Source organism: Chitinophaga rhizophila, from assembly GCF_019492185.1.
GTDB classification, from domain to species: Bacteria; Bacteroidota; Bacteroidia; order Chitinophagales; family Chitinophagaceae; genus Chitinophaga; species Chitinophaga rhizophila.
Genome location: NZ_JAICCF010000002.1, coordinates 1 through 12,438, shown reverse-complemented (window position 1 = coordinate 12,438; position 12,438 = coordinate 1). Strand labels below are relative to the sequence as shown.

Here is a 12,438-nt window from a genome sequence, read left to right as displayed (position 1 = left end):
CTACCAATGCAGATTTCTACCATCACCCGCTGCCATATTCGCAGCAATTCTTTCCCGGTATCCAGGCCGGCAAACATTTATTTTCATCCGCTGATAGTGTGTACCATGACCCTATTCCTGCAGGTTTGTGCGCCCGCTGTGCGTAGCTATGCCCAGACAGAACAAGGCAGTATGCAACAGGGAACCCTCCGCGGACAGATCACTTCACCAGCTGGTCAGCCATTGCCCGGAATGACGGTCAGACTTGACCAGACCACCTACGGTAGTGTAACAGATGCCCAGGGTTATTATCAGTTAGCCAATGTACCCACTGGGACGTATACACTGGCAGTATCCGGCGTTGGTTACCAGGTAGCCAGGCACGAGGTAGTCGTAATCTCGAGGCGTACGACTGAGCTGTCATTACAACTGAGTAATCACACAGGACAGCTTTCAGCAGTAACCATCAGCACCGCTCAGCGGGCATCATTCACCAATGTAAACAAGATAGCGGTTCCTGTAAGAGATCTGCCGCTGACAACCAGTGCGGTCTCGGCCCGTACCATTGAACAACGTGGTATTGATGATCTGGGTGAGGCTATGAAGAATACTACCGGGGTACGCGCTAATAACACCTACGGCGGTTTCCAGCACTTCACCGTCCGCGGATTCAGCAACTTTGTACTACTGGTGGATGGCGTACGTGATGAACGGCATAACATTTCAACCAGTGCTCCCAGTACTAACCTGGCTAATATTGAGCGGATTGAAGTATTGAAAGGTCCGGCTTCCGTATTGTTTGGTCATTCGGCGCTTGGAGGGATCATTAACCTGGTGCGTAAACGTCCGACTAAAGAACAAAAGGCCGACTTCTCTGCATCCTATGGCAGCTTCAATACCCGCAGAATGCGCGTAGGAGCTGGCGGGGCACTCAGTAAAACATTGTCCTACCGCGTGGATGTAGGATTGTCGGAAACAGAAGGTTACCGGCAGTCAGGCGTTAACACAAACAATATCTACCTGGCACTGGAATATGCACCTACCGTCCGCGATAATTTTTACTTTACCGTAGGGGCTAACAAAGACAGATACGATACTGACACAGGTATACCTATGCTGGAAGGCGGTAAAGTAGCACCGGGCATGAATGTGAATACACGTTACAACGATCCGGCAGACTTCCTGAAGAATACCCGGTATGACTTCCAGCTAAGGTATACTCACCAGTTTAATAATGCACTGACACTGTCTGATCAGCTGTCTTACTCAGACGATAATATAGACTATTTCTCTACTGAAGAACTGTCTTTTAACGCGGCGATGGATTCCCTCACACGTACTTCTCCGCTATACTTTAATCACCTGACAAAGCCGCTTCAGAATCAGCTGGAACTGACGTACACAGCGCATACAGGTAAGATTGAGCATAAGTTGCTGGTGGGGTATGCACTTAGCATTCTTGACAGAAAGACTTATAATGGTAACATCTTCGGTCCAGCATTGAATGCAACCGTTGCAGTGCAGCAGCCGGTATTGAACCAGGGGAATCTGGATTACTACCGCACGCAATACCGGGCAACTGATGAAACGGTACACGGAATCTATGTACAGGAATGGCTGAATTTCTCTGAGAAGCTGAAGGCATTGGTAGGTGTGCGTTATGATATATTCCGAGGTACGTATTATACTGATAAGGTAGACCGGGAGGCTCATGTTACGGAGCGCGGTGCAAAGACAAATATCCCGGCAGCTGCGCTGACCTATCGTGGCGGACTGGTTTATCAGCCTACCGAGAGGTGGTCGGTATATGGTTCTTATGCTACGTATTTCAAGCCTTCGCGTAGGGTCGCGCCTAATGGTGAAACATTTGATCCGGAAGATGGTTACCAGGCGGAAGTAGGTTCGCGTCTCGAATCAGGCAACCGTTGGCTGATTACAGCATCTATGTATTATATGCGTAAGAACAATCAGGTCGAAGGTTTACCGGGCGGTGTTTACAGAAGGATTGGTTCTGCGGAGTCAAAAGGGTATGAGGTAGAGGCGCAGGGTAGTCCGCTGGCGGGCCTTGATCTGAATGCAGGCTATACTTATACAGCAGCTGTATATCGTCCGTTTACCGGCGGGCATGTAAATGCAGTGGCGGGGAATACCGTAGTACTTGCGCCAAAACATATGGCTAATCTATGGGCGAATTATCAGTTGCAACGTTGCGTTTTACGCGGATTCAGCTTTGGTATGGGCATAAATTATATGTCAGATACCTATGCGAATAGTGCCAATACTTATGTGTTGCCGGCGTATACTGTATTGGATGCCGCTTTGGGCTATCAGATAGGGCATGTCGGTCTGCGACTGAATGTAAACAATCTTGCTAACGAGCGTTACTTTTCAAACGTGATTATTACAAATCAGTTCTACCCGGGCGCAACACGTAATTACCTGGTAACCCTTAAATATTCACTTTAGTAGGCTATAGCAGCTCTCCTTTGTGTGCAGGGGAGGGCTGTCTGCCTGTATCAGCCATTATCATCTTAATTCCCATCTATATAACAGGCATGAAAAAACTGAAGAAAGGAGTGATGCTCCTGCACCGGTATCTTGGGTTTGTATTAAGCCTGCTGTTTGTATGCTGGTTTCTGTCTGGTTTCGTAATGATGTACGCCAGTTATCCGACAATGAAGTATCACCAGCGCCTGCAGCAATTACCTGCCGTTCGCCTCGGAGCGTGTAGACTTACGCCGCAGCAGGCAATGGTTACTGCCGGCATTACAGATACTGTGCGCAGTATGCGTATAGGCATGTTGCTGGACAGACCCGTGTATCGCATGATCACTCAAAAGAATCAGCACCTGACGGTGTTTGCAGATAGCGGCACTGTACTTCGTGAAGTGGATACTGCGCTGGCAGCAAAGGTTGCTACGGCATTCGTGAATAATAGCAGTCGCCCGCAACGGATAGAAACATTGTCGCAGATCGATCAATGGATGGCAGCACATCGTTCACAGGGATACCTGCCACAGGTGCACCGGTGTGAGATGGATGATGCAGCAGGTACTTACGTCTATGTATCTGTGTATACCGGCGAGGCCGTACAGAAGCTTAATGGCAGGCAACGATTCTGGGCGTGGCTGGGACCTGTGCCTCACTGGATATATCCGACAGTGTTGATCCGCAACCGGCAGGTATGGAGTCAGGTAGTGATATGGGTGTCGTTGATCGGTTGTGTAATGTGCCTGAGCGGGATTATCATGGGAATCATCCGCTATAAGCGGAAGCGCGGTAATGGACTGGATTTCAGTCCGTATAAGAAACGCTGGTTCCGTTATCATCATTATACAGGTTTTGTATTCGGACTATTTGTGTTTACCTGGGTGCTGAGCGGGTTGTTTTCTATGGGGCCGCTGGCAATCGGGCCTGATAGTGCGAGGCAGTTGGCCGAACGGAATGTGCTATCGGGGGCATGGGTAGACGTTGCCGGTTACCAGTTATCACCAGCGCAGGCCATGGAGCGGTTAGGCAAAACAGTCACCGTAAAAGAGCTGCAGATGATCAGCATCCTGGGCAGGCCGTATTACCTTGCTTATGAAGACGGGATGCATACCTGTTTGCTGGCCGCTGACGAAACAGATACGCAGCCTTTCAGGTATTACCCGGTGGCACCGTTACTGGCGGCGGTGAAGGGGTTTCAGCAGAACTATTCAGTGCGTAGTGCAGAAGTACTGGAGAGGTATGATGATTATTACTATGCACGTGCGTTTGACAAGCGGTTACCAGTACTGCGCGTCAGCTTTGATAATCCGGAGAAGACAAGCTACTACATAGATCTGGCGACAGGGCAGCTGGCATTGAAGCATGAAAAGGGAAGCCGTGTGGAGAGGTGGTTGTATCATGGTTTACATAGTTTTGACTTCAGCTTTTTAGTGTATAAGCGGCCTTTATGGGATATTGTTGTGTTAGTGCTGTTGACAGGAGGTACACTTGTGAGTATTACAGGTTTGGTACTTACCTGGAAGTGGTGCAGGCGGAAAGTAAACAGTTAAAGGTATGCTGAAATAAAAAAGCTGGCGGAGAGATACCGCCAGCTTTTTAGTTAATATAAAGTAAATGATCTTTACTTATCTACAGTAAAGGTAGTAGTCAGTTGAAATGATTTATCGCCTGACTGTGCACCTTTCAGTATCCGGTATTCACCAGGTTTATAATCATACGGCACGGGCTGCAGATTAATAGGAAATTCCTGGGATTTGCCGGGAGCGACAGCATGCATCATGGCAGTGAAAACCACTTCGTCAAAGATGCTTACTTTCTCCCAGTTACCACCGTTGTTATACTCTACTTTATAAGGATCGCCGAAGGAGACGTCTTCAGTAGAGTTGTTGGTGATGGTGAGTGTGGCCTTACCTACAGTGCTGGACTTATAGGTACCAGGCGACAGGGTCATGGCGATGTTGCCGGCCGGATCGGCGGTGCTGGTGTTAGTTGCAGTGTCTTGCATCTTTGAAACATTGTTGGAGTCCACAGTGGTGCTGTCTCCGGTGTTGTTGTTGCCTGCGTTGTTATTGGAGGCACAACTACCAAGGATCAACGCGGGAATGATGAGGTAATACAGTGAAATACGCATAAGCATGGTAAATTTGCCAACTATATTACGAAAAATTTCATTCACCACAATTTGTTAATATCTGGTAGCTCCTATTGCGCTGAGAGCCAGACCAGCTTTAGTAAAGTACCTGGTAGTACCGCCTGCGCCGAGGTGAAGACCCACGGTGAAGCGAGTATTACTTGCGCTAACATAGGTGTAGATGATACCACCGCTGTCGCCGCCTGCACTGGCATAATCGGCAGTGGTCAGGTTAGTGTATGAAATACCTGCAGCAGTTGTCGTGCTGGCATTGGTGCTGATGATGTTGCCGGAGGAAGTACCAGTAGTAGCGCCTCTCATATTCACCAGGGTACCAACACCTGGCAGGCTGGTGGAAGTAGACAGCGTAGTGGATGTACCGCAAAGGGTATTTGTTGGCGTGAAGGACGCGGTATTGGTAACAGGAATGAAGGCAACGTCAGTAGATCCTGACTGAATGGAAGCAGAGCAGGTGCCTACAACACTGGAACCGTTGTAGATAGTGCCGCCTACAGATACAACGTGGCCAGCAGTTACCATACCTACCTGTGAGTCAGAGGTACGTCTTGCTCTGAATGCATAAGAACCGTAGCTGGTACCAGAGGTGTTCAGGGCAGCTTTACAACCTGGATCCAGGTTTACCTCCAGTTTAACCCTTCCGGCAGATTTTCTAAATTCGATAGCAGGGGAGTTCAGCACTGTTTTTTTAAACTCGCTGATCTTCTGATCGTTGAAGTTTTCCAGTTCTACTACAACTTTGTTTTCTGCATCCATCAGCGACCAGCTAACATAGTTGGTAGCATAGGTCCTTGCAGCGCTGCTGAGTTTAATGTTATTCAGCTTGTCCATCACGCTGGTGAGTTCTTTGTAGGAGAACTTTGCAGGCTTGATGATAACGTCGGCAGCGCCTGTAATATCAGCAATCTGTTTGCTGGCAGTAGCGACATCGCCCTTTACATAAACTACCAGTTTATGCTGTTTGTTGATGAATGCGCCACCATAGTAGTCAGGCATGCCGGCAATAGCCGCGCTGTTGTCTTTGTCCGGAGAAATGCCAAAGGATTCATTGATCCTGTTGTAGTATTGAATAGCCTGCCATTGAGGGTTTGCATCCTGTTCGGTGTGTCTTTCCGAACCGATAGCTGTGTTGGGGACGTCCTGACCTTTTTTGGAGCAGGAATAGGTGAAGCATGCAACAGACAGGGTGATTGCAAGCAACGTCAGATAGGTTTTCATTTTCATAAAAAGGGGATTTATTGTTTAGCAAAATGTGCATAAAGCATGGGTCTCTGGTAGCGTATTAACTAACAAACAGGAATATAGGTGAACGCCGGAGACAAAAATAAATGGATTGGATATATGAAGGGAATAAACTTGTTATCCAATTTAGCAGATATAGAGAATCACTGAAATAGCAGGTACAGAGGAAAAAAAATAACCCGCCATTACAGCGGGTCTTATCATCAGGTTATTTTCCTTGGGTTTGCTCCAGCTTCCATTCGGGCCGGATAAAGTGGCAGGTATATCCGAAAGGATGTTTCTGGAGATAGTCCTGGTGTTCTTCTTCAGCGTCCCAGAAGTCTGATGCCGGTACTACCTGTGTAACAATAGGCTTATTGTAGATGTTAGCGGCGTTCAGTTCGCTGATAAGCTGTGTGGCTGTCTCCTGCTGCTCCTGGTCCAGGTAAAAGATAGCAGAGCGATAGGACATACCGATATCATTACCCTGGCGGTTGAGCGTGGTAGGGTCATGTATCTGGAAGAAAAATTCCAGTAATCTGCGGTAAGAAAGCTGGTTGGTATCGTATGTAATCTTTATACCTTCTGCATGTGTACCATGATTGCGATAAGTAGCATTAGGCACGTCGCCGCCGGTATAACCGACTTTTGTTTCGAGCACACCAGGTAATGCACGGACAAGTTCTTCCACTCCCCAGAAGCATCCACCGGCTAGTATTGCAGTTTGAATTGACATGTTCTGTATTTTAGACTTATAGCAGCATCATTTGTGCCAGGGAAATATTGACAGCCAATTTAGCAGATTGTCGCATAGTACAAATAAATGCTGCCAGTATGGCAAGTAAATTCGTTGTGGGAGCGTTATCACTGCCACCTGCTGGCATCTACCTGTGTTTTGGGCTGGTATCAGTTGTATGCTGTAGTACTACTAATTGTTTACCTTTTTCAACGACATAGGTGGCTAGTTCGGCGCCATTGTCTTTACCTACATTTTTGGCGGCATGTACGACGCCGGCCGGTATAAATAGTACGTCGCCGGCTTTCAGTATAATGGCTCCTTTACCTTCCACTTCATATTCCAGGGTACCTTCCAGTACGTAAATGATCTCTTCCCCGGGGTGGGTGTGTTTCCCGAAAGCGCTACCCGGAGCGAAATCTATACGCACCTGAATCGTCTCTTTACCTGCTGTACTGAGATCATGACGTTGCAGGTTAGTACGTTTTATACCTGGTTGTTGTGCATTAGCTGGTAAGGAGGTAAATAGTGCTGTGAAACTCAAGATGATGCCCAGGCTAAGGATGATATGTTTGTTCATATATGCTGTGTTTTGTTGTTGATTGATGTGTTAATGATTGTTACGGGTGTAAAGGTATGGCCGTTACAGTGCTCGGGTCAAGTGGTAAGGCCGGCAACCGGACAGGATAGTCCGTGAGTAAGTCAATGGTGACCCTGAACAGGATGTAGCGTTTTGCTGATTAGCCCCTGCCTATTATCTAGTAAGCGGAGGTAAGCTGAATGTTGAAATACTCAAAAAAATATGCTTTGAATTTTGAAAAGTAACCCTATATTTGTCTAATAGACCAGACTAGAATACTTTTGATATCAGAACATGCGATGATACTGATTATCAGCTATATATAGCTGGGTGGTACTGTTTTGCGTCATGGGAACAGTAGTTCGTAAGATTGATTTCACGTTAAAAGAAGAATGCCAATTACTTAGTATACCTGTCATTACAAGAATCTTTACTAAACATTTTATGCTTCACGTTATGCATGTAAGAAATGCTTCAAGGAGGCTATGGATGCTCCTATGCTTCATAGCTACGCTGACCGGCGCTATACCAGTATTTGCCCAGGGGGGCAGGATCGCGGGTAGCGTTACTGATATTAAGGGAGAACCACTGCCGGGTGTGACGGTCAGACTGGTTGGTACAAAAACGGGTACTGTAACAGATGGCAAGGGCTCTTTCGTGATTCCTGCGGATGATGCCAAAGGTGCCCTGGAATTTAGCTTTTTAGGTTTTGAGACACAGTCTGTTCCGTTCAATGGTACCGGGCCTGTTAACGTTAAAATGCAACAGGCTACCGCCGTCGTGGATGAGGTGGTAGTTGTCGGCGCACGCATGAAGAAGTCGGACCTGACCGGAGCTGTGGCAACAGTAGATTCCAAGAAGTTACTGGAACGTCCTGCAACGAATATTAACCAGGCCTTACAGGGTAATGCAGCAGGCGTATTTGTCAGCAATGCAACCCGTCCAAGTGATGATGCCACTATTCGTGTACGCGGTATCAATACCATCAATGCAGGCGCTTCCCCGATCTATGTAGTGGATGGCGTGATCATGGAAAACAACCAGGGTGGATTTAATTCAGTGAACGTCAATGACGTGGCGTCGGTGCAGGTACTGAAAGACGCTTCTGCTACAGCATTATATGGTTCCCGCGGCGCAAATGGCGTTGTAGTAATCACTACCAAAAAAGGGCAACGCAGAGGTGGCGACGGCCTGGTCACATATGACAGCTGGGCGGGTGTATCTGACTTTACCAGGATACCTAAGACCATGAACGCACAACAGCTGTTTGCATTGCGCCTGGACGCATATGCCAATGGTTATATGAAAGACAATCCGAATGCTAACCGCCAGGATTATATCGATAATACCCTGATGAAGACGAATATCGCCTTCTCTGACCAGGAGTTTGATACTTACAATAAGAAACAGACTTACAACTGGCTGGACCAGGTATCACGTACTGGTTTTCAGCAGAACCATGCAGTGAGTTTCTCTGGTGGTGCCGAGCGGGGTATATTCTATCTGAGTCTTGGGTACGCAGGTACCAAAGGGGTGATTGAAAACACTGCCCAGAACAAGTATACCGGTCGCTTTAATGCTGAGTATAACATTAAGAAGTGGCTGAAGGTCGGTACCAATACCGGCTTCACCCGTACTAACGACGACATGCCTTCTGATGATGTATATAACAAGGCGCTGAACGCAAATCCTTTGCTGAACTATGAGCCATACCGGGATCGTGCTACCCGTTACAGTTATGATTACTTAACCATTTACTACCGTTCTCACGGAGAGCAGAACAACAACGATTACAATCCGTTCAACTCACTGCATATCCAGCGTGACCGGTCCCGTAATCGTGTTACCAGCGCAAACTATATTGATATCACACCTATAAAAGGGCTGGATATCCGCTCCAGTTATTCCCTGGATTATGGTACGCAGGAGTGGTTTGAGTTTACACCGCACAACATACAGGAAGCTATCCGTCAGTACAACGGAGATGCGCGGGCAAAACATGAAAGATGGGCAGATACTTATTGGCAATGGGACAATACGGTAACCTATACAACAACTATCGCAAACGATCACCGCCTCACCGCACTGGCCGGAACCAGCTCCAGCAGAAGGCAGTCCAATTATACCAAAGCACAGGGCGACCGCTTCGCCAGTGACGGCCTGGGATATAACGACATCGGAGGTGCTGCGGCTATTGAAAAATCAGTAATAGGGTCTGACTTTTATGCTTTTACCTTACTCTCTTACCTGGGACGTGTCAACTATAGCTACAAAGACAAATACCATTTAACTGCCACTGCCCGCTATGATGGTTCTTCCCGCTTTGCGCAAGGCAATCGCTGGGGCGTATTCCCTTCAGTGTCTGCCGCATGGGATGTGATCAGGGAGGACTTTATGCAGCGTGTACCAGTATTCAGTCAGCTGAAACTGCGCGTCGGATATGGTGTTGTAGGTAACCAGGACATCAACAACTATGTGTACCAGACCCTGTACGGCTCAAGAATAGACAATGGCAACGCACTGATTGAAAATGATGGCTTACGCGGTAATCCGAACATCACCTGGGAGAAGCAAAAGCAAAGTAACATCGGTATCGACATGGGCTTCTTTAAATCCAGACTGAATATCACCGCTGATTTCTTTAATATCAATAACGATAACCTCTTACTGAAGCGTACATTGGCAAGCAGCACCGGGTTCAATCAGCAATGGGAGAATATCGGTAGTGTGAACAATAAAGGGATGGAGTTTTCTGTAAATGGGGATGTGATCCGTAGTAAAGACTTCAACTGGAATCTATCAGCGAATATCTCCTTTGACCGGAACAGGATCACTCAGCTATACGGCGATGCTACCGCCATCTATAATACGTATGAAAACAATATTCAGCGCACAGACAATCTGTTCCTGGGGCAATCACTGCATACTATCTATACGATGCGGTCAGGCGGTATTGCGCAGGAAACTAACCGCAGGGACTGGGAAGGTATTAACTACAACGGTAAGACGGTTAGTCCGGGGGATCTGTTTGCCAGAGATATTTCTGGTCCGAATGGTGTACCGGACGGCGTAGTGGATCAGTATGACAGAACTATTGTAGCGATAACAGATCCTAAATTCTATGGTGGGTTCACCACAAACCTTTCTTATAAGGCATTCTCCCTGAATGCGATGTTTACCTATTCCTATGGAGCTAAGAAAATCAGTAGTTATTACGAAACACTGGCCAACAGTATAGGGGAAAGTATGGCTTCGACAGACCTGCTTAACCGGTGGACGCCCGAGAATACCAATACGAATATTCCGCGTGTGATTGCTAATACCAGCTATAACCGCTATAATCCTTCTGACCTGGATTATGCTATACAGAATGCTTCTTTCCTGAGATTATCGGCGCTTACCCTGTCTTATAATCTGCCGGAGCAGAAACTGAGCAACTGGAAGCTGAATAACTTCCGCCTTTATGTTACCGGCTCTAACTTGTTCTGTATTTCTCCGTATAAGGGTATGGATCCCGAGACAGGCGATTACGGTTATCCGCCGGTGAAAATGTATGTATTTGGACTGAATGTAGGTTTTTAACTCTCAACTGTTAGATTATTATGCAACGCACTATAAAATGGGGACTGATAGCAGGTATTGCGATGTTGTCCGTATCCTGCAGCAACTTTCTGGACGAACGTAGTACTACCCGGCTGGACGAGAGCCAGGTGTATGAGGATGTGAATCTGGTAGAAACAAGCCTGAAAGGCGTCTACGCCAAGTGGAAATTTATCCGTACAGATGAACAGGGGCTTATTATGATGATGGGAACAGACGAGATCCAGCAGGGGGCTTTTCAGATGAAGAGCGATCCGCAGAAAGGCGGTCTTGATCGTTTTGACGGTAACCTTAACTCTACACTGAATCATGTTGCCAACCAGTGGAATATCCGCTGGCCAATGATTAATGAGGCGGCCAAAATCATTAAAGGGTTAGGCGCAGGAACACTAACGCCGGCATCCAGAGAAGCGAAGCTGGTAGGGGAGGCTTCTTTTATACGCGGCTTCCTGGATTTCCAGATGGCGATGTATTGGGGCGAAATACCTATCATCGATCTGGATAGAAGCGCGGAACTGGGCTTCCGGAGGCAGCCACTAAAGGACGTATGGGCATTTATTATCGCGGATCTGCAGCGGGCAACACTGTACTGTCCGGAGACCAATGACCCGGGCCGTGCTACTGCCGGCGCTGCCTGGATGATGCTGGGAAAAGCATATATGTCAGCACCGGTAGAAACAGGATTACGTGACTTCTCAAAAGCAGCTTCCTGCTTTGAAAAGATGATGGGCGAGTATACCCTTGTACCTTATAAAGACCTGTGGGACTATACCAGACCTAATACCCGTGAGGCGGTACTGGAATTTCAGTTCAGCCCTGTATATCCAAACAATAACAGGCTGCAGTTCCAGATAGGTTCCCGCGCTGTACAGGCATACTTTGGCGATGGCTGTTACTATGCAGGATATGACAAGGTAGTACCTACGAAATACGCCTATTCCTCAGTAGACAGCGGCGGCATCTGGGAAAAAGGGGACCTGCGCCGGTATGAAAGCATCCGGTATGATTTTACCTACTATGGCGTAACGCCCACCCTCGACCCTATTAAGTGGGAGGACCTTGGTGATGACTTTGACGAACTACTACCACATATAAAAAAGTATGAAGACTTCCGTACAGATAAACATGCAGAAGAGAAGATCAATAACATGTGGAACTCCGGTAAGAACATACCCGTATTAAGACTGGCCGACGCCAGGCTGTGTTACGCGGAATGCCTGAATGAGATGGGGCGTACCGGCGACGCTGTCACTGTTGTCAATGAAGTGCGGGCCCGTGCCTGGGGTGGCACATTGCCGGAAGATAAGAAATGGGTGGCGTCTTCCCAGGATGCCTTCAGAACAGCTATTCTGGATGAAAGGATGCGGGAGCTGTTTGCCGAAGACTGGCGTCGTATTGACCTGATTCGTACCGGCAAATTCGTTGAATATGTGAAAGCCCGTAACGAGTGGACGAAGCGGGCAGGTAATATCAAGGATTTCCATACCCTGTTCCCGATTCCGGATACAGAAATGAAGTTAAACGACGATATTACACCAGCAGATCAAAACCCAGGTTACTGAGTGTCCTGCATGGTGATCAGCTATCAAAATAATTCTTTGATAGCTTAACCAATGCTTGATAAATGATGATGGGCGGCCCATCGCTGGCGGCTTTCAGGAGCAGCCCGCAAACCACTTTCAG

Annotated in this window: 8 protein-coding genes; 4 read left to right on the top strand and 4 right to left on the bottom strand. The window is 47.5% G+C overall.

The window, feature by feature from the left end:
• Positions 1-6: 6 nt before the first annotated feature.
• Entirely contained in the window at positions 7-2,445 is a 2,439-nt protein-coding gene (locus K1Y79_RS09045) for a TonB-dependent receptor (protein WP_236059552.1), read from the top strand.
• A gap of 89 nt (positions 2,446-2,534) precedes the next feature.
• On the top strand, positions 2,535-4,019 hold the full coding sequence (locus K1Y79_RS09040; RefSeq protein ID WP_220249697.1) for a PepSY domain-containing protein: 1,485 nt from the start codon (positions 2,535-2,537) through the stop codon (positions 4,017-4,019).
• A gap of 71 nt (positions 4,020-4,090) precedes the next feature.
• Here the strand turns inward: K1Y79_RS09040 and K1Y79_RS09035 are convergent, their stop codons facing one another.
• The 4 genes from K1Y79_RS09035 to K1Y79_RS09020 all read right to left on the bottom strand — a co-directional run bounded on the left by K1Y79_RS09035 (position 4,091) and on the right by K1Y79_RS09020 (position 7,155).
• Positions 4,091-4,600 (bottom strand): immunoglobulin-like domain-containing protein, encoded by a 510-nt coding sequence (locus tag K1Y79_RS09035; protein WP_220249696.1) that lies wholly within the window; start codon positions 4,598-4,600, stop codon positions 4,091-4,093.
• Between the two features lie 54 nt (positions 4,601-4,654).
• On the bottom strand, positions 4,655-5,842 hold the full coding sequence (locus tag K1Y79_RS09030; RefSeq protein WP_220249695.1) for a S1 family peptidase: 1,188 nt from the start codon (positions 5,840-5,842) through the stop codon (positions 4,655-4,657).
• A gap of 226 nt (positions 5,843-6,068) precedes the next feature.
• Positions 6,069-6,575, bottom strand: a complete 507-nt coding sequence (gene msrA / locus K1Y79_RS09025; protein WP_220249694.1) for a peptide-methionine (S)-S-oxide reductase MsrA — start codon at positions 6,573-6,575, stop codon at positions 6,069-6,071.
• 148 nt (positions 6,576-6,723) lie between these two features.
• The gene (locus K1Y79_RS09020) at positions 6,724-7,155 is read right to left on the bottom strand and encodes a cupin domain-containing protein (RefSeq protein WP_220249693.1); all 432 of its coding nucleotides are present in this window, start codon (positions 7,153-7,155) and stop codon (positions 6,724-6,726) included.
• A 456-nt stretch (positions 7,156-7,611) separates the two neighbouring features.
• On the opposite strand from K1Y79_RS09020, the gene K1Y79_RS09015 reads away from it, so the two are divergent.
• The gene (locus tag K1Y79_RS09015; protein WP_220249692.1) at positions 7,612-10,737 is read left to right on the top strand and encodes a SusC/RagA family TonB-linked outer membrane protein; all 3,126 of its coding nucleotides are present in this window, start codon (positions 7,612-7,614) and stop codon (positions 10,735-10,737) included.
• Positions 10,738-10,757: 20 nt separating this feature from the next.
• Positions 10,758-12,317: a RagB/SusD family nutrient uptake outer membrane protein gene (locus K1Y79_RS09010; RefSeq protein WP_220249691.1), complete on the top strand. Its 1,560-nt coding sequence runs from the start codon at positions 10,758-10,760 to the stop codon at positions 12,315-12,317.
• Positions 12,318-12,438 lie beyond the last annotated feature (121 nt).

Bases quoted from the DNA above. Each gene is read 5' to 3' on its own strand.
- K1Y79_RS09045 (WP_236059552.1), top strand. From the start codon at position 7: ATGCAGATTTCTACCATCACCCGCTGCCATATTCGCAGCAATTCTTTC.
- K1Y79_RS09040 (WP_220249697.1), top strand. From the start codon at position 2,535: ATGAAAAAACTGAAGAAAGGAGTGATGCTCCTGCACCGGTATCTTGGG.
- K1Y79_RS09035 (WP_220249696.1), bottom strand. From the start codon at position 4,600: ATGCGTATTTCACTGTATTACCTCATCATTCCCGCGTTGATCCTTGGT.
- K1Y79_RS09030 (WP_220249695.1), bottom strand. From the start codon at position 5,842: ATGAAAATGAAAACCTATCTGACGTTGCTTGCAATCACCCTGTCTGTT.
- msrA (WP_220249694.1), bottom strand. From the start codon at position 6,575: ATGTCAATTCAAACTGCAATACTAGCCGGTGGATGCTTCTGGGGAGTG.
- K1Y79_RS09020 (WP_220249693.1), bottom strand. From the start codon at position 7,155: ATGAACAAACATATCATCCTTAGCCTGGGCATCATCTTGAGTTTCACA.
- K1Y79_RS09015 (WP_220249692.1), top strand. From the start codon at position 7,612: ATGCATGTAAGAAATGCTTCAAGGAGGCTATGGATGCTCCTATGCTTC.
- K1Y79_RS09010 (WP_220249691.1), top strand. From the start codon at position 10,758: ATGCAACGCACTATAAAATGGGGACTGATAGCAGGTATTGCGATGTTG.